Origin of the sequence: Flavobacterium sp. (assembly GCF_044360715.1) — a bacterium.
Taxonomy (GTDB): domain Bacteria; phylum Bacteroidota; class Bacteroidia; order Flavobacteriales; family Flavobacteriaceae; genus Flavobacterium.
Map to the genome: position 1 here is coordinate 13023 of NZ_JBIKJY010000008.1, position 24298 is coordinate 37320.

Annotated in this window: 22 protein-coding genes; 14 read left to right on the top strand and 8 right to left on the bottom strand. The window is 30.4% G+C overall.

Features of this window, described 5'->3' with window-relative positions; genetic code table 11:
- Positions 1-74: 74 nt before the first annotated feature.
- Positions 75-1061, bottom strand: coding sequence for a 6-phosphofructokinase (gene pfkA / locus ACIQ16_RS04135; protein WP_396148914.1), 987 nt, complete (start codon positions 1059-1061; stop codon positions 75-77).
- A gap of 135 nt (positions 1062-1196) precedes the next feature.
- Positions 1197-5663, bottom strand: a complete 4467-nt coding sequence (locus ACIQ16_RS04140) for a translocation/assembly module TamB domain-containing protein (RefSeq protein WP_396148916.1) — start codon at positions 5661-5663, stop codon at positions 1197-1199.
- Positions 5664-5809: 146 nt separating this feature from the next.
- On the opposite strand from ACIQ16_RS04140, the gene tsaD reads away from it, so the two are divergent.
- The 9 genes from tsaD to ACIQ16_RS04185 all read left to right on the top strand — a co-directional run bounded on the left by tsaD (position 5810) and on the right by ACIQ16_RS04185 (position 12991).
- Positions 5810-6844 carry a tRNA (adenosine(37)-N6)-threonylcarbamoyltransferase complex transferase subunit TsaD gene (tsaD, locus tag ACIQ16_RS04145; RefSeq protein WP_396148918.1) on the top strand — a complete coding sequence of 345 codons (1035 nt, stop codon included), beginning with the start codon at positions 5810-5812 and terminating at the stop codon, positions 6842-6844.
- Between the two features lie 4 nt (positions 6845-6848).
- Entirely contained in the window at positions 6849-7553 is a 705-nt protein-coding gene (locus ACIQ16_RS04150) for a 16S rRNA (uracil(1498)-N(3))-methyltransferase (protein ID WP_396148920.1), read from the top strand.
- On the top strand, positions 7546-8187 hold the full coding sequence (locus ACIQ16_RS04155) for a DUF4159 domain-containing protein (RefSeq protein ID WP_396148922.1): 642 nt from the start codon (positions 7546-7548) through the stop codon (positions 8185-8187). Before ACIQ16_RS04150 ends, ACIQ16_RS04155 begins: the two co-directional genes overlap by 8 nt.
- Positions 8188-8257: 70 nt before the next feature.
- Positions 8258-9211, top strand: a complete 954-nt coding sequence (locus ACIQ16_RS04160; RefSeq protein ID WP_396148924.1) for an isopenicillin N synthase family dioxygenase — start codon at positions 8258-8260, stop codon at positions 9209-9211.
- A 102-nt stretch (positions 9212-9313) separates the two neighbouring features.
- Complete coding sequence (locus ACIQ16_RS04165) at positions 9314-9703, top strand: GxxExxY protein (protein WP_396148926.1); 390 nt, start codon at positions 9314-9316, stop codon at positions 9701-9703.
- A gap of 50 nt (positions 9704-9753) precedes the next feature.
- Positions 9754-10086, top strand: coding sequence for a translation initiation factor (locus ACIQ16_RS04170; protein ID WP_396148928.1), 333 nt, complete (start codon positions 9754-9756; stop codon positions 10084-10086).
- Positions 10087-10164: 78 nt separating this feature from the next.
- Positions 10165-11031 carry a nucleoside phosphorylase gene (locus tag ACIQ16_RS04175; protein ID WP_396148930.1) on the top strand — a complete coding sequence of 289 codons (867 nt, stop codon included), beginning with the start codon at positions 10165-10167 and terminating at the stop codon, positions 11029-11031.
- Between the two features lie 58 nt (positions 11032-11089).
- Entirely contained in the window at positions 11090-11941 is an 852-nt protein-coding gene (locus ACIQ16_RS04180; protein ID WP_396148932.1) for a substrate-binding domain-containing protein, read from the top strand.
- 429 nt (positions 11942-12370) lie between these two features.
- Positions 12371-12991, top strand: coding sequence for a hypothetical protein (locus ACIQ16_RS04185; RefSeq protein WP_396148934.1), 621 nt, complete (start codon positions 12371-12373; stop codon positions 12989-12991).
- Here the strand turns inward: ACIQ16_RS04185 and ACIQ16_RS04190 are convergent.
- Entirely contained in the window at positions 12963-13634 is a 672-nt protein-coding gene (locus ACIQ16_RS04190) for a uracil-DNA glycosylase (RefSeq protein WP_396148936.1), read from the bottom strand. The two genes, ACIQ16_RS04185 and ACIQ16_RS04190, sit on opposite strands and share 29 nt — an antisense overlap.
- Before the next feature lie 67 nt (positions 13635-13701).
- Between ACIQ16_RS04190 and ACIQ16_RS04195 the strand changes: the two genes are divergently transcribed.
- The gene (locus ACIQ16_RS04195; protein WP_396148939.1) at positions 13702-15867 is read left to right on the top strand and encodes a DNA mismatch repair protein MutS; all 2166 of its coding nucleotides are present in this window, start codon (positions 13702-13704) and stop codon (positions 15865-15867) included.
- Between the two features lie 59 nt (positions 15868-15926).
- Here ACIQ16_RS04195 and ACIQ16_RS04200 read toward each other — a convergent pair whose 3' ends face one another.
- On the bottom strand, positions 15927-16592 hold the full coding sequence (locus ACIQ16_RS04200; RefSeq protein ID WP_396148941.1) for a DUF2461 domain-containing protein: 666 nt from the start codon (positions 16590-16592) through the stop codon (positions 15927-15929).
- A 15-nt stretch (positions 16593-16607) separates the two neighbouring features.
- Positions 16608-18275 (bottom strand): amino acid permease, encoded by a 1668-nt coding sequence (locus ACIQ16_RS04205; protein ID WP_396148943.1) that lies wholly within the window; start codon positions 18273-18275, stop codon positions 16608-16610.
- Positions 18276-18458: 183 nt separating this feature from the next.
- On the opposite strand from ACIQ16_RS04205, the gene ACIQ16_RS04210 reads away from it, so the two are divergent.
- The 3 genes from ACIQ16_RS04210 to ACIQ16_RS04220 all read left to right on the top strand — a co-directional run bounded on the left by ACIQ16_RS04210 (position 18459) and on the right by ACIQ16_RS04220 (position 19820).
- Entirely contained in the window at positions 18459-19094 is a 636-nt protein-coding gene (locus ACIQ16_RS04210) for a peroxiredoxin (protein ID WP_396148945.1), read from the top strand.
- A gap of 82 nt (positions 19095-19176) precedes the next feature.
- The gene (locus tag ACIQ16_RS04215) at positions 19177-19485 is read left to right on the top strand and encodes a thioredoxin family protein (protein ID WP_353077697.1); all 309 of its coding nucleotides are present in this window, start codon (positions 19177-19179) and stop codon (positions 19483-19485) included.
- A gap of 77 nt (positions 19486-19562) precedes the next feature.
- The gene (locus ACIQ16_RS04220; RefSeq protein WP_396148947.1) at positions 19563-19820 is read left to right on the top strand and encodes a DUF6952 family protein; all 258 of its coding nucleotides are present in this window, start codon (positions 19563-19565) and stop codon (positions 19818-19820) included.
- 51 nt (positions 19821-19871) lie between these two features.
- Here the strand turns inward: ACIQ16_RS04220 and ACIQ16_RS04225 are convergent, their stop codons facing one another.
- The 3 genes from ACIQ16_RS04225 to ACIQ16_RS04235 form a co-directional block, all read right to left on the bottom strand.
- Positions 19872-20762: an exopolyphosphatase gene (locus tag ACIQ16_RS04225; protein ID WP_396148949.1), complete on the bottom strand. Its 891-nt coding sequence runs from the start codon at positions 20760-20762 to the stop codon at positions 19872-19874.
- A gap of 8 nt (positions 20763-20770) precedes the next feature.
- The gene (ppk1, locus tag ACIQ16_RS04230; RefSeq protein ID WP_396148951.1) at positions 20771-22870 is read right to left on the bottom strand and encodes a polyphosphate kinase 1; all 2100 of its coding nucleotides are present in this window, start codon (positions 22868-22870) and stop codon (positions 20771-20773) included.
- A gap of 248 nt (positions 22871-23118) precedes the next feature.
- Positions 23119-23409: an N-acetyltransferase gene (locus ACIQ16_RS04235; RefSeq protein ID WP_396148953.1), complete on the bottom strand. Its 291-nt coding sequence runs from the start codon at positions 23407-23409 to the stop codon at positions 23119-23121.
- Between the two features lie 203 nt (positions 23410-23612).
- On the opposite strand from ACIQ16_RS04235, the gene ACIQ16_RS04240 reads away from it, so the two are divergent.
- Positions 23613-24272, top strand: coding sequence for an alpha/beta hydrolase (locus ACIQ16_RS04240; RefSeq protein ID WP_396148955.1), 660 nt, complete (start codon positions 23613-23615; stop codon positions 24270-24272).
- Positions 24273-24298: the final 26 nt, after the last annotated feature.

The window sequence follows — 24298 nt, forward strand, 5'->3', positions numbered from 1 at the left end:
GTTGAAAAGCACTCTTTACTTTTTTACTTTTGCCTTTTTACTTTTTACTTTTTACTTTTTACTTTTGCCTTTTATTATGAAGATACGATATCTGAAACTTTTACAAGTTCTAAATCAATTTCACTTTGTCCTTTAATGGCTTGTTCTAAAGGTGTTAGACAAATTTTGTCATATTGTATTCCAACCATATAGTTAGATTTGCCTTCTATTAAACTTTCTACTGCTTTTACTCCTAATCGAGAAGCTAAAACCCTGTCGAAACAAGAAGGTGATCCCCCTCGTTGCATATGCCCAAGTACCGAAACACGTACGTCATATTCTGGCATATTTTCTTCAACGAAATCTTTAAGTTCAAAAACGTTTTTACCTATTTTATCCCCTTCAGAAACCACTACTATACTTGATGTTTTCCCTGATTCTTTACTTTTTTTCAAAGAATCTACCAATCGGTCTAAACCAAAAGCTTCTTCTGGAATTAAAATTTCCTCTGCTCCTGCTCCAATTCCTGCGTTTAACGCAATATGTCCGGCATCTCTGCCCATTACTTCTACGAAGAATAAACGGTTGTGTGAATTGGCTGTATCTCTAATCTTATCAATACAATCCACAACTGTATTCAATGCGGTATCATATCCTAGAGTATGACTGGTTCCAAAAATATCATTATCAATTGTTCCTGGAATTCCAATTACTGAAAAACCAAATTCTTCATTAAACTTTTCAGCACCTGTAAATGTACCATCACCTCCAATAACAACAAGTGAATCTACTCCATTGGCTTTCAAATTATTGTATGCTGTTTTTCTTCCTTCAACAGTCATAAAATCCTTTGAACGTGCGGTTTTTAATATAGTTCCACCTTTATTAATGATGTTTTTTACATCACGAGGTCCCATAGGTTTAAAATCGCCTTCAATCATACCTTGATAACCACGGTATATTCCAACACACTCAATATTATAATAAGCACAAGCACGAACTACGGCTCTAATGGCTGCATTCATACCTGGCGAATCGCCACCTGAAGTTAAAACTCCAATTTTTTTAATTGCTGTTGACATATTTAATACTATATTATTTGTAAAATTAGTAAAGGAAATTACATATTATGCTAAAAAAAGACATATTTTTTGTCATAATGTTATTTTCAAACGTTTTCGTTAATAAATTTCTAAAAATTAACAAAAAAACTTGATTTAATGCACATCATTAATATCTGGAACTCGGTTCTTAGGTTCGACTTTTTTTTCTTCTTTAATTTGTCGTTTTCGAGTTTCTTCTATAAAGTTTATAAACTCTGGATTGGTTTCCGAATCATCTGATTCGTTAATAGGTTTGTTAACGTTATCTTTTTCGTTTTGAGATTTAAATAACTTGTGTAGCAACTCTTTAAAATCGTCAAAATCTACACGATACGACAATCCTAAACCTTGCGTATAACCTATATTTTGTCCGATTGTATTGGAATTTAAATCGTTTTCTCTATTAAATACGTGTGCGGTTAATGTTCCATCTGGATTTAAACGCATTTCAACTTCTACATTTCCAACAACATATGATTGATTGATACCACCCACTGGAACACCAACGTTTCCATTAATGCTAATTCTATCATTAATTTGAGTCGTTAAAGTAACAAGCGCTCTGTCTGAAATTTCTTGTTGTCGGTTTCCAATTTGATAATTTACACCCAGTTGTAATTTATTATCTCCGTCTGATAATACATCTCCAAATATACTACTCGCTTTTTCAAATAAAGAACCAAAGTAATTGGTGTTATTTGGTGCAAAAAATCCTCCAGTTGCTAATAATGCAAAAGCTTGTTGTTGCCTGAAATCTTTATCTTGTAATTTGTAATCCAAGTCACTTTTTAAAACAGAATTTACATTTGGGAAATTGATGTTAAAATCGGATTGTGGTGCGTTTAATTCACCAGTAATTAAAATACTAACTTCTGTTGGAATTTTTTTATTGAAAGCAGTATTCTCTAATAATACATTTGGATTTGCTTGTGAAGCGTACACTGCTTCTAAATTTAACTTCGCACCCAATGGATCGCCATCCCAACTAATTGTTCCTCCGTTTTTTACATTGAATTTTTTATCAATTAAACTCCCATATCTAAATAAATATTCTCCTTTGTTGACGATAAAGTCACCCGTCATTTGAAATTTACCTAAGGTATTGATATTCATAAACATCGATCCATTACCCGTTCCTTTCATAGAATGCCCAGTCTCACGATTTAAAATTACTTCAATTTCTGCATTTGGTGTAATGGCGAAATTAAAATTCAAATCGATTCCTCTGTAGGTTTTGGTTGGTTGTTTTATGGTGGTTTTTGTGCCAAATTTCTCTTCTTTTGTAGTAAAATGAACCAAACCATTATCGCTAACACTTTCTGAATCGTTTACTGGAATTTTAATTGATGTTCCTTTCGCACTTTCCCCTTCTGCATTAATAACTAATGCCTCTACAGGACCTTCGATTGTCGCAAAACCATCAAAATATGCTTTTCCAAAATAATAGGCGTCATCTCCATCTTTTGTATCTAAAACCAAAAGCTTATCCGATGCTATTTTTAAATCCATTTCCCAATTTCCAAACTTTTCGTGAGAAATGGTTCCGCTTAAAATTCCTTTGGTCTTCTCGTTTACATCGATAATATCAATATCTCTAAAAATAAATTTTTCTTGTGTTAAATCGATTTTTGAATTTTTATCGAAATCGTAATCTACATTTAAATATGGTACACGTAAACCTGCATTATTTAAATATAAAACACCATCTACATCTGGATTATCAATTGAACCAACAATATTGGTTTTACCAGAAGCCATACCTCGTATATTGTCTAAAATACCTGTTAAAAAGCCACCAATAGGTTTAATATTAAAGTTTTCAAAAACAGCCTCTAAATTTAAAACCGTCTGATTATTAACTATGTCTACTGTTCCTGTTGTTGAAAATGTTACTTCATCTTGATGAACAATCGATGCATCAACATTAAATGTTTTGAAATTTTCATCACCAAAGACTTTTAATTTCAGATTTCCTAAATCGTCATTATTTAATTGTAAACCGTCAATAGTTAAATCTGTAGATGGTTCATATACTAAATTATCTTGTTTGTATTTTAAGTTTCCATTTAGTTTCCCACCGAGACTTAAATTTTTGATATCAGGTGTGATTTTGGAAATATCTACATCATTAAACGTGAAATTAAAATCTTTGTATGTATTTCCATTCATTATTCCATTAAAATCAATAAACTGATCATTATGAGATAAGGTCAATTGATTGAAATTGAAGTTTTTAAACTGTTTATCAAAAATTATCGTATTTCCATCAGTTTCTTTTTCATTAATATACCATTGGAAATTTTTGAATGTAATGTCTGATTTTTTAAAACCTACAATCGACTGTTTGTCTTTATTAATGGTATGAAATAAATTTAAATCGAATTTATCTTCACCTTTATCACCGCCTTTAAATTCAGTTCTGGCAAATAATGTGTCGTTCAGGGTTAAGTTAATTAAACTAAATTCAGATATTTTATAGTTTTTAGTATTTAAACTATCTAATTCAATATAGGTGTTATAAAGTGGGTTTTTATTATCGATATCGATTTTTATACCATTAAATTTATTTTCAAAAGCATTGACAAATGGAGAATTAAAGTCAAATTGAAACAAACCTGCATCGGCATTAATTTTTCCTTTAAAGTGAGTATTTTCTGCAATAGAAACATCAGGATACAATACCTCCAATACTTTATTATAAAGTGTAAAATCGAAATCTAAAAATTGATTTTTCGATAATTTATGTGGCGAATAATTCGCATACAAACTACCAACAGCATTTTCAAGTATTTTTTTAATTTGTTTGGTTTGATATTTACCAACTACTTGCCCTTCAATAATATCATCCGAATGAAAAGAAACTGTTCTTATGTTTTGATTATCGAATGAAGACGTTACGGATGCAGCATCAAAATAATATTTATTTTTTGGATTGATGTAAGAAATATCATTCAAACTAAGTGTTCCGGCTAAGTCATCTAATGAATTTCCTTGCGCTTGCATAACAATAGAGCCTGCTAAAACAGAAGTAGCATCTTTGGTGTATAAATTTATTTTTTTAAGATTGGCGTATTCAATTTCAACATCAAAATCATATATTTTTTTTCTCTTACTTAAATCAACTAAACCATCGAATGTAAGCAATAAATTAGGGTCTTTACTATGCAAATGTCCTTTAAAATAAGGCATCTTCATCGTGCCATTGATATCAATATTTTTATATGTATAGCCATTATATTTAAACTGACTTACATTTCCTTTTAGTTTGGTATTCAAGTATTTTTTAGAAAATCCGGTTCCATCGACATCAACATTAACAGATGTACGCCCCAAGTCTTTTTCCTCTAAAAAAATACCTAAATCAAAATTATCTAACTGAAACTTCCCTACATAAGTGGAACGGTCAATGGTATCTATTTTATCCATTTTAAAATCGCCCATAGCACGACCCAATTTCGAAAACAAATCTACATCGGCAATAATCCATTTTTCAGTAAGCTCTACTTTCCCTTTCAATTCAACTTTACCCAGTTTTTGTAATTGTTTGGGTAAATTTTTCCCTAACAGATTTGGTAAGAGCTTACTAACACTTGCTTGGCTGGCTGATAATCTGTCGAAACTTCCTTTCAAATAAAACTTCTGGTCAGCTTTACCAAAAATATTTTTAAGCTGAAGATTTCCAACTACTTCATTGTCATTTAAATCATTGAACTTTAAGTTATTAAATTTCAAATCATTTAACGTTCCTAAAATATGTGAATCGATATAAAACTTCTGATTTTTTCCGAATTCAGGATAGAAGAAATTTAAGTCGTTACTCGAAATTTTACCTTCTTTAATATCTAAATCGAAAATTACTTTGTTATTAAAATCTTTAAAATCCTTTCTATCGTAACGTAGTTCTGTTTTTCCTTTAAAAGAAGAGTTTTCCGTTTCTAAAATTAATTCGTTTAATAAAATGTTCTTTTTGGTGTAGGTAAAATCTGAAGTTAAGTTTTTCATTATCAAACCTCTATGGTCTTTAAACGACATCTTGTATACATAAGCAAATACATTTGCACCTTTTACATAAAAATCGTCTAATTGTCCATTTAAATTAGAAAAATCTAATACTTTAGGCGTTTTTAAATTTTCATCAATATACCTAAATCGACTATTTTGTAGGGAAATAGAATTTATTTTTAATCTAAATTTTCCAGTAGAAGGTTTCGGAGGATTATCATCAAAAGCAGCTACAAACTTGTCCAAATTAGTGTCTTTTTCTCCTTTATATTGAATTATTTTCAGGTTTAATTCATCGGCTTGTAAGTCGCCCAAATAAGGATGCCCTTTTTCATATAATTTTTTATAGCTTAAAATGGAAGTATGAATTCGGTTAAAATGAAAAAGCGTATCGTTATGATGGTCTAAAGCCAAAACTCCCTTCAGCTTAACACCTCCAAACGGATTAATAGCCACTTTTTCAATAGTAATAGAAACACCAAAGTCTTTTTTCAGCTGATCTGTAGCGTATGCCCCTAATTTTGTTTGCACAACAGGTAAGGCCAATAGTATAGCTACTAAAAGCACAAAAAGTACCATTCCAATTAAGGAACGAACCGCTATTTTTTTTACTGATTTAATATTTTATTTATTTAATTTTGCAAAACAAATCTATTTTTATTTGCTAATAGCAACAAAAATAAGCAATTTTGTAAGACTTATACAATACTTTTATACCAAAATTCATGCCTAACCTAACAAATACGAAAAATATATATACTTTAGCAATTGAAAGCTCTTGCGACGATACCTCTGCAGCTGTTTTGTGCAATGACAAAGTGTTATCTAATATTGTGGCAGGACAAAAAGTTCATGAAGAATATGGCGGTGTGGTTCCCGAATTGGCATCAAGAGCGCATCAGCAAAATATTGTTCCGGTTGTGGAAATGGCAATTAAAAAAGCTGGAATTACAAAAGAAAATTTAAATTGCATTGCCTTTACTCAAGGCCCTGGTTTAATGGGTTCGCTTTTAGTTGGAGGAAGTTTTGCTAAATCGTTAAGTCTTGGTTTAAATATTCCTTTAGTGGCAATTAACCATATGAAAGCACATATTTTAGCCCACTTTATTGATGAAGAAGGCTACGAAAAACCAAGTTTTCCTTTTATTGCTTTAACCATTTCTGGAGGTCATACACAAATTGTAAAAGTTTCCAGTTTTTTTGAAATGGAAATTATAGGCGAAACTACAGATGATGCGGTTGGCGAAGCATTTGATAAAAGTGCTAAAATCTTAGGCCTTCCCTATCCTGGCGGACCTTTGATAGATAAGTATGCACAATTAGGCAATCCGAAAGCATTTGTTTTTACCAAGCCAAAAGTACCAGGTTTGGATTTTAGTTTTAGTGGTTTAAAAACGCAAATTTTATATTTTATTCAGAAAAAATTAGCAGAAAATGAACATTTTATCACTGAAAATTTAAATGATATTTGTGCTTCTATACAACATACTATCATCGAAATTTTGATGGATAAGTTAAAATTAGCTGTATCAGAAACTGGTATTACACAAATTACTATTGGTGGTGGGGTTTCGGCAAATTCAGGTATAAGAAATACTTTAAAAGAAGCGGAATCAAAATACGGTTGGAAAACGTATATTCCAAAATTTGAATACACAACAGACAACGCTGCAATGATTGGAATTGTTGGTTATTATAACTTTTTAGAAGAAAATTTCAGTACAGCTGACGTCGTTTCTAAAGCAAGAATTGAATTTTAAAATTATGCAATTATTCTATAATTCCGAAATAAAATCCGGTGATAAAACGTTTACTTTTGATAAAGAAGAAAGCAAACATATTATTAAAGTATTACGAAAACAAGAAGGTCATAAAATACATATTACTAATGGTTTAGGGTATTTATTTATTTCTGAAATAATTTTAGGATTAGAAAAAAAATGTGAAGTAAAAATTGTTGAAGAACACTTTTTTAAACCCACTAATTTTTACACACATATTGCTGTAGCTCCAACCAAAATGCTCGACAGAATTGAATGGTTTTTAGAGAAAGCTACCGAGATTGGTATTCACGAAATTACGCCAATTATTTGCGAACATTCAGAACGAAAAATATATAAAACAGATAGGGCTGAAAAAATCATTCAATCTGCTACAAAACAATCCAATCAGTATTATTTACCAAAAATAAACGAAGCCATTACGCTGTCTGAATTTCTTAAAAAAAATCATTCTGGTCAAAAATTTATTGCCCATTGTGAAGAAGCTGATAAAAAATCTTTTGCTAAAGAAATTATAAAAGACAATCCAATTACAATATTAATTGGACCTGAAGGTGATTTTTCTTCAAAAGAAATCAAATTAGCTATTGAAAATGAATTTATTCCTGTAACTTTGGGAAACACAAGATTAAGAACGGAAACTGCAGCTTTAGTGGCTTGCCATACAATTGTAATTCAAAATGAATAAATTTATAACTTTTGGAATTTTACTATTCTGGAACTTGGGATTATCTCAAGATATTGCTGTTTTAAAATATTCTGGCGGAGGCGATTGGTATGCCAATCCTACTTCATTGCCTAATTTAGTGAAATTTTGCAATCAAAATATTAAAACAAAATTAAACCCTAAAGTCAATTCCGTTGATGTAGGAAGTGCAGAATTGTTCTTATATCCTTTTGTACATATGACGGGTCACGGAAATGTAGTTTTCAGTAATAACGACATTCAAAATCTTCAAAATTATTTAAATTCAGGTGGTTTCTTACATATTGATGACAATTATGGAATGGACGAATATATTAGAAAAGAAATTAAAAAACTCTTCCCAAATACGGCATTAGTTGAAATTCCTAAAACACATCCTATCTTCCAAACGCCTTATACTTTTTCAAACGGGTTACCAAAAATTCACGAACACGACAACAAACAACCGCAAGCCTACGGTATTTTTATTGAAAATAGATTGGCACTTTTATACACGTTTGAATGCGATTTAGGTGATGGTTGGGAAAACCAAGAAGTACACAACGACCCTATAAATGTTAGAGAAAAAGCCCTAAAAATGGGAGCGAATATTCTGAATTATGTTTTTTCTAACTAATTTTTTTTATCTTTGTTAGAGTAAGAATTCCAGCCGGTAAATGAGTTGGAAAAACAAATAATTTTTTATCATGCAAAAAATTCCAAGTGTAGACTTACGTGATTTCCTGTCGGAAGATCCGGCACGTAAACAAAAATTTGTAAATGAAATCGGAAAAGCTTACGAAGAGATTGGTTTCGTAGCTTTAAAAGGTCATTTTTTAGATGACAATTTAGTTGAAAATCTGTATAGCGAAGTTAGAAATTTCTTCAGTTTACCTGTTGAAACAAAAGAAAAATATGAAATTCCTGGTATTGGAGGACAAAGAGGTTATGTGTCGTTTGGAAAAGAACATGCTAAAGGACGTTCTGCGGGTGATTTAAAAGAATTTTGGCACTTTGGTCAATATGTAGATTCGAATTCAAAATACGCTAATGAATATCCTGAAAATGTAACAGTTTCTGAATTACCAAATTTTAATAGCACTGGAAAAGAAGCGTATCAAATGTTAGAAAAAACAGGAATCTATGTACTTCGTGCTTTGGCGTTATTTATTGGATTGGATGAATTTTATTTTGATGCCTACATTTCTGAAGGAAATAGTATATTAAGACCTATTCATTATCCACCAATTACAGATGAACCTAAAGATGGTGCAGTTCGTGCAGCAGCGCATGGAGATATCAATCTGATTACATTATTAATGGGTGCGCAAGGAAAAGGACTACAGGTTCAAAACCACGATGGGCAATGGATTGATGCAATGGCGCAACCAGATGAATTAATGATAAATGTTGGAGATATGTTATCTCGTCATACCAATAACCGATTAAAATCTACGATTCACCAAGTGGTAAACCCACCAAGAGAATTATGGGGTACTTCACGTTATTCTATTCCTTTTTTCATGCATCCGGTAAGTGATATGAAATTAGATTGTTTACCAGAATGTATCGATAAAAAAAATCCAAAACTATATGAAAATATTACTGCAGGCGAATTTTTGCACGAACGTTTGGTAGAATTAGGGTTAATAAAAAAATAATTTAAACTTTATTAATACGAAAACATTTAAACACAGATTTAAAAAATTATTTTAATTTATAAAATCTTTTACAAGCCCTTAAAACATTTAAACGCCAAAATAATGAAAAATTTTCCTCATCAAGAGCTTACCAAACAAATAATTGGAATTTATTATAATGTTTATAATGAATTAGGATATGGATTTCTTGAAAAAGTATATCATAATGCCATGACAATTGAATTAAAAAAGTATGGTTTTGAAATTGAAAAAAAGAAAAAGATAAATGTGTATTATAAAAATGATTTAGTTGGAGAATATTTTCCAGATATCATTGTAAACAACTCAATAATAATTGAATTAAAAACAGTAGAATATCTTTTAGAAGTTCATGAAAGTCAAATTCTAAATTATCTAAAAGCAACAAGTTGTGAAGTAGGAATTATTCTGAATTTTGGAAAAGATCCACAATTTATTCGTAAAATATTTACAAACGATTTCAAAAAAAAATAAATTTTAGATTTTAAAAATTTTTCCAATCTGTGTTTCAAAAAAATTAAAAAATGGATTTACAAGACCAACTAAAAAACCTATTTCCTGACCATATTCCTTCAAATGAACCAGAAGAAAGCCAGGAAATTGCTCATGAATTATACGTTCAGAAAGAACCTATGATTTGTAAATATGAAAAAAGAAAAGGAAAGGCCACTACCATTATTGAAGGCTACGAAGGAACGGACGAAGATTTTAAAGTTCTTGCCAAAGAAATTAAAACAAAATTAAGTGTGGGTGGAAGTTTTAAAGACGGCGCGATTATCCTTCAAGGCGATTACAGAGATAAAATAATGAAAATGCTTCAAGATAAAGGCTTCAAAACAAAACGTGTTGGAGGGTAAGTTTGTTTCAAGTTTAACGCTTCAAGTTTAAAACAAAATAACTTGAAACCTTAAACCTGAAACTTAAAACAAAAAATCATGATAAAATCATCAGAATTAATATTAAATCCAGACAGAAGTGTTTATCACTTAAACTTAAAACCAGAGCATATTGCTAATGATATTATTTTCGTTGGCGATCCAGAACGTGTATCAAAAATTACGAAACACTTTGAAACTGTAGAATTTTCAACACAAAAAAGAGAATTTAAAACCGAAACTGGAATTTATAAAGGCAAACGTATTTCGGTTCAGTCAACTGGAATAGGTCCCGACAATATTGATATAGTCATGAATGAACTTGACGCATTAGTCAATATCGATTTAAACACCAGAGAACTTAAACCAAATCATACAGCTTTAAACATCGTTCGAATTGGAACTTCTGGCTCATTACAAGCTGATATACCTGTGGATAGTTGGGTAATGAGTAAATACGCAATAGGTCTGGACAATATGCTTCGCTCCTATTTAATTGAAGAACATTCTGATTCGGAATTAGAAGATGCGTTTATTTCACACACCAATTGGGATACAAGAAAAGGTAGACCAACAGTGGTATCTTGTAATGAAACCTTAGAGAACAAAATCTATTCAGAAAAATTTTATAAAGGATTCACAGGAACTGCTGGCGGATTTTACGGACCTCAAGGTCGTGTAGTACGATTAAATATTCAGGATCCTGAACTAAATTACAAAATGGATACTTTTAATTATAACGGAACACGAATGACAAATTTAGAAATGGAAACGTCTGCTATTTATGGTTTAGGTAAATTATTAGGTCATAATTGTTTGTCGTTAAATGCAATTATTGCAAACAGAGTAGTAGGCGAATTTAGTTTGAATCCAGAAAAAACGGTAAATGAGTTGATTGCTTATACATTGGATAAATTGATTGGGTAAATCAACACAGATTTAATTAAATCCTTAAAGCCATCACCCAAAACCTTATACCCAAAATATGAAAGAAGTCAAAATAGCAGGCGTACCCGAACATTTTAATTTACCATGGCACATGTGTATTGAAAATGGCGAATTTAATGAAGCTGGAATCGATTTGCAATGGACAGACGTGCCTGAGGGGACTGGAAAAATGTGTCAAATGCTGCGTGATAATGAAACGGATATTGCCATTATTTTAACGGAAGGAATTATTAAAGAACTAACTGAAAATCCGCACAGTTCAATTGTGCAAGTTTTCGTGAAATCACCCTTAATATGGGGAATTCACGTAGATGGAAAAGCCAAATACAACTCGGTTTCAGATTTAGAACATAAAATTTCAGCTATAAGCCGATTGGGTTCAGGTTCACATTTAATGAGTTTTGTAAATGCAGAAAAAAACAACTGGAACATTAATGCTATTCCATTTGAAATCGTAAATAATTTAGACGGAGCAATCGCAAGTCTTTCTGAAGGAAAATCAGATTATTTTATGTGGGAAAAATATACCACTAAACCTTTAGTAGATAATGGAACTTTTAAACGTGTGGGAGAATGTCCTACACCTTGGCCTTGTTTTGTAATTGCGGTTAGAAATGAATTTTTAGCGGAAAACAAATCTGTTACAGCTTTAATTTTAGAAAAAATAAACGCTACAACAGAAGAATTTAAACACATACCAAGCATCGATAGAACACTGGCTTCAAGATATGGGCAAAAAGTTGAAGACATTCAACAATGGTTAAGTCAAACCCAATGGAGTCAGAAAAATTTAGATGAAAAAACAGTTGAAATCGTTCAAAACCAACTTTTTGAGTTGAATATTATTTCTAAAAAAGTACCATTTCATCAACTTGTTAAAAACGTATAAAAAGACGAATCAATTTATGTTGATATCCCATTTTTAACTACTTTTGAATGCTAAATAAAATCGAATTTCCGAAATACAACAATGACATTTTTTCTAAAATCTTTTTTTGATAAAATATCCGCTTGGCTTATTGCAAATAGGCTTAGAGAAAATGTTATATTCTTTGTATTATCATTTCTAATTAGCATTCCTGTTTTTATTTATTTCAGAAAAAATATTTATTATTTTGATGCAGAAATACCCTACGATAAAATTTCAGTTTTTATATTTCTTATGACTGTCTTTATTCTGATTTTAAAATGGTTACGTAAAAAAATTATATATTCAATTTTAATTTATTTTCTCATTTTTACGATTGCATCTGTACAAGGTAACTATTCATTATTTCAAGTGATAACGGCGTATAAAATCATTTTTTTAAGTGATGAAATGCAAAAAGAAGAAACTTTTTTAGAATCAAAAACATTAAAGCCATTTCCAAATAAATCTCGCGTATATAAAAGTGTTGATTTTTCCAGCTCCAAAGTCAGAAATTTTGCATTATTTGCTGTTAATACACATTTTAAAGACACACCAAATTATTCGATTAATCGAAAACTGATTCAATATTTTGCGGTTTTTAAAGAAGTAAATAGCAGATGGAATTACGTAAACGATCCAAAAGGACAAGAATATTTTGCAAGTGGCAGCGAGAGTTTATTATATTTTTCTGGTGATTGCGATGACCATGCCATTTTGATGTGTGCCGCAATAAAATCTATTGGAGGCAGTATGCGATTAATTCATACAGGAAGACACATGTATCCAGAACTATTATTGGGCACTGAAAAAGAATTAGAAACCGCTATGTATCTAATTAGTAATGAGTTATTTAAAGACATTTCAAAAGGAAGGACGATATATTTTCATCGTGATGAAAAAGGAAAAATTTGGTTAAATTTAGATTATACCGCTCATTATCCTGGAGGGCCTTTTTTAGGTGAAGAAGTGTTAAGTGTTTTAGATTTACAACAACCTGAGCTTACCAATCAATCTGGTTTTTTCCAATAGATTTTAAATAGGTATTTGTTTGACTAAAATGCTTATTTCCAAACCAAAATCCTCTATTAGCACTTAACGGCGAAGGATGTCCACACTCTAAAACAAGGTGTTTTTCCCTATTAATTTTAATTCCTTTTTTTTGTGCAAAACTTCCCCAAAGTAAAAAAACAATATTTTCGCAATTATTTGATATATAATCAATTAAGTCGTCTGTAAAAATGTTCCACTTTAAGTGTTTGTGGCTATTTGCTTCGTCTTTTCTAACCGTTAAACTAGCGTTTAAAAGTAGAATTCCTTGTTCCGCCCAACGTTCTAAATTTCCGTTTGTTGGTAAAAATATTGAATCAAAATCGGAATTAATTTCTGCAAAAATATTTTTTAATGAAGGTGGAATTTTAATGCCATCATTTACCGAAAAACATAAACCATTTGCTTCACCTTCTCCGTGATAAGGATCTTGACCAATAATAACAACTTTTAAGTCATTAAATTTACATTTTTCAAACGCATTAAAAATTAAATCTTTTGGAGGAAAACAAACGGAAGTTTCATATTCGTTTTCAACATCTGAAATTAGTTTTAAAAAATATTCTTTTTGAATTTCTACATCAAAAAATGATTTCCAAGAAAAATCAATATTATCATAGAGCATATTTATTGTTTTTACAAATATAAAACTTTATCTTTTGTAACTTTGCAATTATCTTAGGAATTTAAAAATGATTTCAATAACCGAAAAAACACTAAAAGATTTAGAGTTTCATACCATTTTACAAACCATTTCTGACCGTTGCAATACAGAAATTGGAATGGAAAAAGCGCTTCGAATTCAGCCATTTAAAAGCAAAGAAATTTTGTTTGCAGAATTAGCGTACACTAATGAATATGTTGCTTCTTTTAGTAATAACAATGCCTTGCCAAACCACGGTTTTGAAACGGTTACTGCTGATTTGAAATTATTAGCTATTGAAGATAGTTTCTTGGAATTAATAGCCATTAAAAAAATATTAGATTTAAGTAAATCTACCAATGAATATTTAAAATTTTTAAAGAAATTTTCAGATTATTATCCAGAATTATTCAAAAAATCTGCTCAAATTGAATTTACTCCATATATCACAAAATCTATTGAAGAAATTGTAAATAAATTTGGAGAAATTAAAGATGATGCTTCCCCTGATTTAGTAAACATTAGACGAAGTATCAATGTGGTTCGAGGCAAAATCAACCAAAGTTTTGGAATGGCATTATCGCACTTTAATTCGCTTGGTTATTTAGATGACATTAAGGAAACAGTTGTTGATAATCGTAGGGTTTTGGCAGTTCAAGCGATGTATCGAAAGAAGGTTAAAGGATCTATTTTAGGAAATTCTAAAACGGGCAGTATTGCCTATATTGAACCAGAAACTACGTTAAAATATTCTCGAGAATTGAATGTTTTAGAGTTTGAAGAACGAGAAGAAATTATGCGCATATTACGTATGCTTTCTGCAACTATTCGTCCTTATAAAGCTTTAATTTCTCAGTATCAGGAGTTTCTTTCTGATATGGATGTGATTGCTGCAAAAGCAAAATATGCCAACCGAATTAACGGAATACTACCCAAAATAAATGAAGAAAAGCGCTTGTTTTTTAGAGAAGCCTTCCATCCTATTTTGCTTTTAAATAATAAAGCTGAAAACAAACCCACATTTCCTCAAACCATTGAATTAGAAAGTACGAATAGAATTATTGTAATTTCTGGACCTAATGCCGGTGGAAAAACCATTTCATTAAAAACTATTGGTTTACTGCAATTGATGTTACAATGCGGGATGCTAATTCCAGTCCACGAACGTAGTGAAACGTTTTTATTTGATAGAATTTTAACAGATATTGGCGATAACCAATCCATTGAAAACCATTTGAGTACCTACAGTTATCGTTTAAAGAATATGAATTATTTCTTAAAAAAATGTAACGATAAAACCTTATTTTTAATTGACGAATTTGGTACAGGTTCTGATCCTGAATTAGGTGGGGCTTTGGCAGAAATTTTCTTAGAAGAATTTTACGACCGAGAAGCCTACGGAATTATCACCACTCATTATACGAATTTAAAAATATTAGCTAACGAATTGCCTTTTGCCAGTAATGCCAATATGTTATTTGATGAAAAGTCATTAGAGCCGATGTATAAATTACATTTGGGTCAGCCGGGAAGTTCGTTTACTTTTGAAGTGGCTCAGAAAAATGGGATTCCTTATGGTTTAATTAATCGTGCCAAAAAGAAAATTGAAAATACAAAAGTACGATTTGATAAAACCATTGCTACTTTACAAAAAGAGCGCTCGAAAATGGAAAAAACGTCTGTTTCTTTAAAAGAAGAAGAAACCAAAGCGCGTGAAGAAAGTAAGAAAATGGAAACCATAAATAGTAAAATTCAGGATAAATTAGAACGTTATCAGGAATTGTATGACGCCAATCAGCGTTTGATTTATATGGGTCAAAAAATTGATGATATTGCAGAAAAATACTTCAATAATAAAGACAAAAAGACCTTAATTGGCGAATTTTTAAAAGTAGTTGAAATTGAAAATTCGAAACGAAAAAAAATATCTGCTAAAGAGAAAAAAATCAAGGAAGTTGTTGTAAAACAAGTGATTGATGAAGTTAATGTTAAGGTTGAAGAAATTCGTACCGAGAAAAAAGAAAAGAAAATTAAGGCTAAATTGATTCCTGAGAAACCTGCTGTAGTTTTAAAAGTTGGCGATAGAGTTCGTATGAAAGATGGAAAAGCTATCGGAACCATAGAGAAAATTGAGAAAAATAAAGTTTCTGTAAACTATGGTGTTTTTATTTCAAAAACTAATTTAGAAAGTTTGGAATATGTGCAACCGAGTTAATGAGGCAATTTGATAATTAGTCAATGTGCCAATATTTGAATTAATTTACCTAAGGTAAATTAGTAAAGGCTTTCGCCATTTAAATCGGTTGTCAATACATCGCTCATATAATTAAAAAAAGGTCGCATCGCTGCAAAAGTGGCGATAACTTCTTCTTTAAAATTTGGTGACATTACTTCTTTGTTGGTGAATTTTCTGGTTAGCAAATATTGCTTTTTTCTAATTAAATCAATATCTGGATGTGTTTTATCGAAATTTTTTGGGGCGGTTTTTAATTCTTCACCTTCCAAAGTTCCAAACATTTTTTTGAATGTAGTATTTGAAATAATTTCTCTCAAATCAGAAGCGTCTAATTCAATTTCTTTTCTAATTCGTAATAAATCTTCATTGTTGGGTGCCCAAAATCCGCCGCCAACAAAACTTGCTTCATTTTCAATATGTAAATACATTCCACCACGAAGCATCGGTTTAGTTCTGGAAAATCCAACAGAAAAATGATTTTTATAAGGCAATTTATCTTTAGAAAAACGCACATCTCTATAAATTCTAAACACTTGCATTTTTTCTAAACTATCTATTTTTTCCAAATCAATATAGACTTCTGTAAAAAAAGCTTTTCCCAAATTATTTTCGGTTTCAAAGCGTTTTTTATTTTCGGTAAACCAATCGCGATTGTTGTTTTTAGCAAGTAAATCTAAAAATTCAAAAGTTGATTTTGTTAGCATAACAAGTTATTAAAATTAAATTGAATCATTTAGTTTACTGTTTTTATAACTGAAGGCAAAATAAATTACCAATCCAATAACCAACCAAACGCCAAACCACATCCAATTAGAAACCGCCATTCCTGTTAACAAATAACAACAAGAAATTAATCCTAATAATGGAATTAATGATAAGTTCTTAGTGAAGGATAAAACTGTCATTACTATACAAACAAGTATAAAAACCAACATGGGTATGTTTGTAGCTAATTTATCTATTGAAAAATCGAAAAGATTTGTAAAGAAATCTGGAACATATTTAACAATTAAAACAGTAGCAATAGCAACTAATACAGGAAAAATAAACTTAGAATTCACATACGGAATTCTGAATTTTCCTTTGGTTTCGCGTTCTGCAATTTCGGCTTCGCTTTGAGGAGAAAGCATTAAAACGCCACCACAAACTAATACGAACGCAAATAAAGTTCCAATACTTGTAAAATCTAATACAAAATTTTCGTCAGTAAAAAAGATTGGAATTCCTACTACTAAACCCGTAACAAGAGTAGCAAAACTTGGCGTTTTGTACTTAGGATGAATAGTTGAAAAACGCTTTGGCATTAAACCATCTCGACTCATCGTCATCCAAATTCTTGGTTGTCCCATTTGAAACACCAATAACACACTTGTCATAGCTACAACTGCAGCAATTGAAACCACAAACAACATCCATTTTACGCCTTTTAAAGCAAATATTTCAGCTAAAGGATCACTAACACCAAGCAGTTCATAGGAAACCATTCCTGTAATAACCAGAGCTAAAACTATAAAAATTATGGTACAAATTACTAATGAATAAATCATTCCTTTTGGTAAATCGCGTTGTGGATTTTTACTTTCTTCTGCTAAAGTAGAAACTGCATCAAAACCAATATAAGCAAAGAAAACAGCAGAAACACCGCCCATTACTCCGCTAAAACCATTTGGCATAAAAGGCGTCCAATTATCAATATCTACATAAAAAGCACCTACAATTATTACCAAAACAATTATTGCTAACTTTATATATACCATAGCATTGCTAAAGTTTTTAGATTCTTTTGTACCTCTGTACACCAAGTAAGTAATTAAAATATTAATAACCACCGCTGGTAAATCGAAAATTACTTTCAAATTGCCTAACATAGGTGCGTTTTTCCACGCTGCTAATCCTTCGTCGCCTTTACTTGCTATAAAAGCGGCGTGTGCTGATTTATAATTTATGGTTAACCATTCGGGTAAGTGAATTCCAAAACTTTCCAATAAATTAGTGAAATAACCGCTCCAAGAAAAAGCAATGTATATATTACCTATAGAATACTCCATAATTAATGCCCAACCAATTATCCAAGCAAAAAGTTCGCCAAAAGAAACGTAAGCATACGTATACGCACTACCAGAAACAGGCACACGAGAAGCAAATTCAGCATAACACATTGCTGTAAAACCACAAGCAATGGCACACATAATATACAAAAGTACCACGGCAGGTCCGCCTGAAAAACAAGCGTTTCCGATGGCGCTAAATGTTCCGCCACCTATAATAGCAGCTATTCCAAAAAAAGTTAAATCTCTTACTGTTAATACTTTATTTAAACCAGAATGTTCTCCATCTCCGCCTTGTTTTAATATCGTTGTAATCGATTTTTTTCTGAAAATTTTCATTTTTAATATAATTTAGGTTAGCAAAGCAAATATAGAATTTAAATTGTAATTGTTTTCAGTTATTAGAATGAAATATTGATAATCAAAATCTATTATTAAATAAATTTATATAATCAAAACATATTGTTTTGTTCTAAAATAGGCGTAAATTTGCAGTAGAAAATTAATATAAAATAAATAATTATGGCATTAGTAGGAAAACAATTCCCAAACATTACGGTTGACGCTATCTCAGAAATGGGTGACAACTTAAGAATAAACGTATTAGAAGAAGCAACAAAAAACAACAAAAAAGTATTATTATTTTGGTACCCAAAAGATTTTACATTTGTATGTCCAACAGAATTACACGCATTTCAAGCTGCTTTACCAGAATTTGAAAAAAGAAACACAATTGTTATTGGTGCTTCTTGCGATACAAACGAAGTACACTTTGCTTGGTTAAATACAGCTAAAAACAACGGTGGTATTGAAGGTGTTACGTATCCATTATTAGCAGATACAACGCGTAATTTAGCAAACGCTTTAGATATTTTAGATGTAGCTGATGAATTTAACGAAGAAACTGGTGATTATTTATTAACTGGATCAAATGTTACTTTCCGCGCTACATATTTAATTGACGAAACAGGTAAAATTTTCCACGAAAGTGTAAATGATATGCCTTTAGGTAGAAATGTAAACGAATATTTACGTTTAGTTGATGCGTACACACACGTACAAACTAAAGGAGAAGTTTGTCCTGCAAACTGGGAAGAAGGAAAAGATGCTATGAGTGCTGACAGAAACAGTACTGCAAGTTATTTAGCTTCACACTAATAATTTTGTTTCAAGTTTCAAGTTTCAGGTTATTCAACTTGGAACTTGGAACTTGAAACATAAAACTTTAAACTAAGAAAAAATGTTTCAAGAAATCGAAAAAGATAATTTAGCTGAAATAGTAGCTAATAATGAAGTTGTATTGGTACAATTTTCTGCAACTTGGTGTGGAAACTGTCGTATTATGAAACCAAAATTTAAAAAAATGGCTTCTGAAAATGAAAGCGTACCTTTTTTGGTTGTAGATGCAGAACAGTTTACAGAATCAAGAAAATTGGCTAATGTGGATAATTTACCAACATTTGCTGCTTTTAAAAATGGAGTATTAGTAAATCAAACACAAACAAATAAAGCCGAAGTTTTAGCGGAATTAGTAGCTCAAGTACTATAAATTTAGACAAGTTAGACTTCTTAGAAAATTAGAAAGTCTACAAATCTAAATTGTCTATAAATCTAAAATCTAACAATATGAAATTACCTGTAATAAAACACTTGACACAATTTATTGAAGAAAATGATGCCGATTATATAATTGAAACAATAGCTGTTTTAGAACACTTAACAGAATTAGAATCCTTAAAAGATGAAGAATTAGATGTTATAGGTGAGTTAATTTCAAATATGTATGGAGCCATTGAAGTAAATAAAATGATTAGAGACGGAAAAGATAAAAAAACGGCTCTTAATGATTTTATGAAACGGGTTTTAGGAGCCATTGATAAATAAAAAAAAACGCTCAATTGAGCGTTTTTTTTTTATTTATAACAATGAAATTATTTAAATTCTGCCAAAATACATAGCTTTTACTACACCATCAGATAATCCAATCTTTGGCACATAAATATGGTTCGCACCACTCCATCGCATCGCACTTAAATATATAGAAAGTGCAGGAATAATTACATCGGCACGGTCGGTATTTAAGCCTAATTCGGAAATTCTTTGTTCGTATGTTAAAGCGTTTATATGATCAAATTGCGATTTTAAATACTTATATGTCAACGGTTTATCTTGCGTTTTTCCAGACAATTTGAATGCTTTATTGATGTTTCCACCAGAACCAATCATAATTATATTACCTAAGCCTTCGGTATAGGTTTTAATCCATTTTTCAATTTCTTGCCAAACTACTTCGTTTACCATATTATTCAACATTCGAACGGTACCGTTTTTGAATGATTTTGACACCAACATTTTCCCATCAGAAAACAAAGAAAATTCGGTACTTCCTCCACCAACATCTACATAAAGATAATTTTCATTTGTTTTTATAAAGTGATGCAAATCAGAAGAGGCTATAATTGCGGCTTCTTTTTTACCATCAATAATTTCAATTTTAATGTCTGTTTTTTTCTTTATGATTTCGGCAACTTCTTTACCGTTATATGCTTCACGCATAGCAGAAGTGGCACAAGCCATAAATTTTTCGACTTTATATACTTTCATTAATAATTTAAATGCGTGTATAGCATCAATCATTCTGTCGATATTTTCTTCTGAAATTTCCCCTACTGTAAAAGCATCTTGTCCTAAACGAATAGGCACACGAATTAAGGCACTTTTGTTAAATTGTACTTCTTTACCTTTTTGCTCAATAATATTAGTGATTAACAAACGCATCGCATTGGAACCAATATCTATTGCAGCATATTTTTTTATTTGAATCATTAATGTGTTTATATAATTTCTGGAAGTATTACTTCCAATTTGTTCTGATAGTGTTTGTACATTTCTTGTTGGGCTCTAAATACTTTATCTTCGCCACGTTTTCTGTATAAATTTTCAAATTTATCTGAATGTAAACGTGCTTTTACGTTTGCTTTCCAACCTATTCCAAAAGTATCAATTAAGTCTTGTTTAATTTCTTCATCGTAAATTGGACAAGTTACTTCAACTCGAGCATCAATATTTCTGGTCATAAAATCGGCAGAAGAAATAAATACTTCAGGATTGTCATTGTTCCCAAAAATAAACACGCGTGAATGTTCTAAATAATTATCGACAATACTAATCGCTTCTATGTTTTCGCTGTAATTTTTTAATCCTGGAACCAAACAACAAATACCTCTAATTATCAATTTTATTTTAACACCTGCGTTACTTGCTTCGTATAATTTATCTATCATTTTATAATCTGATAAACTATTCATTTTTAGATTAATATAAGCTGGCAAACCTTCAGATGCGTTTTTAATTTCTCTATCAATCAATTTGACAAAACGAGAACGGGTATAATGTGGTGAAACAATTAAATGTTTATAACGATGTACTCTATAATTCACTTCAAAAAATTCAAATACTTTTGACATATCCTTCAAAATTTTTGAATCACTTGTAAACAAGGTTACATCGGTGTATATTTTAGCAGAAGATTCACTGAAATTTCCTGTAGAAACAAATCCGTATCTCTTAATTTCATCGTCTTCCAATCGTTCTACTAAGCAAATTTTACTGTGTACTTTTAGTCCTTTAACACCAAAAATTAAGTTAATACCTTCTTCTTGCATTTGTTCTGCATAAGAAATGTTACTTGCCTCGTCAAAACGGGCTTGTAATTCAATTTGAACTGTAACTTTCTTTCCGTTTTTTGCAGCATTAATAAGCGAACTTACTATTTGAGAATTTTTAGACAATCGATACAACGTAATTTTTATAGATTGCACTTTAGGATCTAAAGCCGCTTCTCTCAAAAATCGAATGACATAAGAGAAAGATTGATATGGCGCGTGCAACAAATAATCTTTTTCTTTAATACTTTGCAGCATACTTCCGTCTAAACTTAAACCTTGAATGGGTAATGGCACATTTTGTTTGTACAACAAATCGTATCGTCCAAGATTTGGAAAATCCATATAATCTCTTCGGTTGTGATATCTTCCTCCAGGAATAATGGAATCGGAACTATCAATTTTCATTCGGTTTAGAAAAAATTCTAACGTGTCTTTGTCAATTGCTTGGTCATATACGAAACGAACAGGCTCACCTACTCTACGTTCTTTAACACTGTATGATATTTTTTCAATTAAACTTTTACTCAAGTCAGAATCGAATTCCAATTGCGCATCTCGAGTTATTTTTATCATATGTGCATCAATACTTTCGTAGTCGAAAATATTGAAAATATGGTCTAAACTATATCGAATTACATCGTCTAATAAAATAATATATTGTTTATCTGAATTTGAAGGCAAAACTACAAATCTGTTAATTGTTTTTGGAATTTCAACAATGGCGTATCTAATTTCTTTATCGTTTACTAATTGAGAAATTAGTCCAGATTTGTTTTTATTCATTACCAATTTTACAGCTAAATATCCAGAAGTGTCTTTAATTAAAGGAAATTCAACTAAATCATTTAACATAATGGTAACTAATTCAGGACTTACTTTTTGAATGAAAAAGTCTTTAATAAATGTTTCTTGGTCTTTATTAATTTGTTTTTCATTAATGATATAAATCCCTTGTTTTTCAAGTTTTTTTTCAATATCGTTTAATATTCGTAAACTTTCAGATTGATGTTCAATTACAATTTCTGTAATATCTTTCAATAATTGTTCTGCAGAAATATCGCCTAACATTGGTTTAGTATCAATTTTTTCTAATGTCATTCTGCGAATTGCTGCATATCGAACACGGAAAAACTCATCTAAATTATTTGAAAAAATACCTAAAAATCGTAATCTATCTAATAACGGTACATTTTCGTCTGCGGCTTCTTGCAACACTCTTGCGTTAAATGCTAACCAGCTTTTTTCTCTATCTATGTATGGGTTCATTCTTTTTGTTTATTCTGTTTAATTAGACGTAATAGTGTCTAAAATATTGGTTTTACAATTAATTTAAACTTAAAATATGTACTACCAAATTTAGGTATAAAGGTATTGTTTTCAATGGTATTTAACAAAATTTGATGAAAATATAACATTTATTCAATCCGTGCTTTTATATTTTTTGAAGGAATTTATAAAACAAAAACAGCATCAAAACTAGTTTTAATGCTGTCATTTGAAGCTATAATTCTAAATTATATTTTAATACCTGGAGGTAATAACTGTTGAAATTTTTTATTTTTTCTAAAAAAAGAAACAATTTTTGTGTTGGTTGGCACTACTTTAAACTTTCTTTCTTCAGCGATATCTAAAACGGAAGTTATAAATTGATTTACTTTATCTTCTTGTTCGTTTTCGTTTGCACAAAGCTTGGTTAAAAATATCTTCCTTTCTTGAATGGCATATTCAATTGTTAAAAGTCCGCAAGCGGTTTTTGTTTCAAATTGTCTTAATAATTCATTGTCTTTAATTTCCTCAACTAGCATAAATCTGGGTTTTAAATACTAACAATTCTTAATTGTTTGTTAAAATGTCTGCAAATTTACAAAAAAATAAAGACAAATCAAGTAGTAAACAAATGAAAATCATAACAATAGAAAATTATTTGTTAAATTTTCATATTTATAACTAAAAAAGAAACTCATTTAAAATTAATATTATAATTTTAAGGCACAAAATCATCAAACTAATGTCAAAAACACACGTTTACTTTGTTCCTGGTTTAGCTGCAAGTATAGAAATATTCGAAAATATAAAATTACCTAAGGAACAATTTGAAATGCATTATTTAGAATGGATTTTACCAATTTACAATGAAACCATACAAAGCTACGCAAAAAGAATGTGTGAAAAAGTGACACATGAAAATTGCGTGTTAATTGGTGTTTCATTTGGTGGAATAATGGTTCAAGAAATGTCTGAAATAATTAAAACAAAAAAAGTTATCATTATTTCAAGTGTGAAAAGTAACCAGGAATTGCCAATTCATATGAAATTAGCTAAGGCTACAAAATTATACAAAGCATTACCTACCAGTCTTTTAGGACAAGTAAATTATTTATCAAGATATATAAAAGGCAGAGGTTTACTTGCTAAAAGAGTAAAATTATACAACAAATATCTATTTATGAAACAAACTAAATATTTAGATTGGGCAATTGAAAATGTATTACTTTGGCAAAGAAGTATTCCTGATGAAAAAGTTATTCATATTCACGGTGATGAAGATATGGTTTTTCCAATTTCAAACATAAAAAATTGCATTGTTGTAAAAGGAGGAACTCATATTATGATTGTAAATAAGTATAAATGGTTAAATGAAAATTTGCCCAAACTCATCTTAAAATGAATATCTTTATTGTTATTAAAACCGTC

Bases quoted from the DNA above. Each gene is read 5' to 3' on its own strand.
- ppk1 (WP_396148951.1), bottom strand. From the start codon at position 22,870: ATGAACCCATACATAGATAGAGAAAAAAGCTGGTTAGCATTTAACGCA.
- ACIQ16_RS04200 (WP_396148941.1), bottom strand. From the start codon at position 16,592: ATGCTAACAAAATCAACTTTTGAATTTTTAGATTTACTTGCTAAAAAC.
- ACIQ16_RS04180 (WP_396148932.1), top strand. From the start codon at position 11,090: ATGAAAGAAGTCAAAATAGCAGGCGTACCCGAACATTTTAATTTACCA.
- ACIQ16_RS04195 (WP_396148939.1), top strand. From the start codon at position 13,702: ATGATTTCAATAACCGAAAAAACACTAAAAGATTTAGAGTTTCATACC.
- ACIQ16_RS04210 (WP_396148945.1), top strand. From the start codon at position 18,459: ATGGCATTAGTAGGAAAACAATTCCCAAACATTACGGTTGACGCTATC.
- ACIQ16_RS04220 (WP_396148947.1), top strand. From the start codon at position 19,563: ATGAAATTACCTGTAATAAAACACTTGACACAATTTATTGAAGAAAAT.
- ACIQ16_RS04170 (WP_396148928.1), top strand. From the start codon at position 9,754: ATGGATTTACAAGACCAACTAAAAAACCTATTTCCTGACCATATTCCT.
- ACIQ16_RS04190 (WP_396148936.1), bottom strand. From the start codon at position 13,634: ATGCTCTATGATAATATTGATTTTTCTTGGAAATCATTTTTTGATGTA.
- ACIQ16_RS04150 (WP_396148920.1), top strand. From the start codon at position 6,849: ATGCAATTATTCTATAATTCCGAAATAAAATCCGGTGATAAAACGTTT.
- ACIQ16_RS04155 (WP_396148922.1), top strand. From the start codon at position 7,546: ATGAATAAATTTATAACTTTTGGAATTTTACTATTCTGGAACTTGGGA.
- ACIQ16_RS04140 (WP_396148916.1), bottom strand. From the start codon at position 5,663: ATGGTACTTTTTGTGCTTTTAGTAGCTATACTATTGGCCTTACCTGTT.
- ACIQ16_RS04160 (WP_396148924.1), top strand. From the start codon at position 8,258: ATGCAAAAAATTCCAAGTGTAGACTTACGTGATTTCCTGTCGGAAGAT.
- ACIQ16_RS04240 (WP_396148955.1), top strand. From the start codon at position 23,613: ATGTCAAAAACACACGTTTACTTTGTTCCTGGTTTAGCTGCAAGTATA.
- ACIQ16_RS04205 (WP_396148943.1), bottom strand. From the start codon at position 18,275: ATGAAAATTTTCAGAAAAAAATCGATTACAACGATATTAAAACAAGGC.
- ACIQ16_RS04215 (WP_353077697.1), top strand. From the start codon at position 19,177: ATGTTTCAAGAAATCGAAAAAGATAATTTAGCTGAAATAGTAGCTAAT.
- pfkA (WP_396148914.1), bottom strand. From the start codon at position 1,061: ATGTCAACAGCAATTAAAAAAATTGGAGTTTTAACTTCAGGTGGCGAT.
- ACIQ16_RS04185 (WP_396148934.1), top strand. From the start codon at position 12,371: ATGCAAAAAGAAGAAACTTTTTTAGAATCAAAAACATTAAAGCCATTT.
- ACIQ16_RS04225 (WP_396148949.1), bottom strand. From the start codon at position 20,762: ATGATTCAAATAAAAAAATATGCTGCAATAGATATTGGTTCCAATGCG.
- ACIQ16_RS04235 (WP_396148953.1), bottom strand. From the start codon at position 23,409: ATGCTAGTTGAGGAAATTAAAGACAATGAATTATTAAGACAATTTGAA.
- ACIQ16_RS04175 (WP_396148930.1), top strand. From the start codon at position 10,165: ATGATAAAATCATCAGAATTAATATTAAATCCAGACAGAAGTGTTTAT.
- tsaD (WP_396148918.1), top strand. From the start codon at position 5,810: ATGCCTAACCTAACAAATACGAAAAATATATATACTTTAGCAATTGAA.
- ACIQ16_RS04165 (WP_396148926.1), top strand. From the start codon at position 9,314: ATGAAAAATTTTCCTCATCAAGAGCTTACCAAACAAATAATTGGAATT.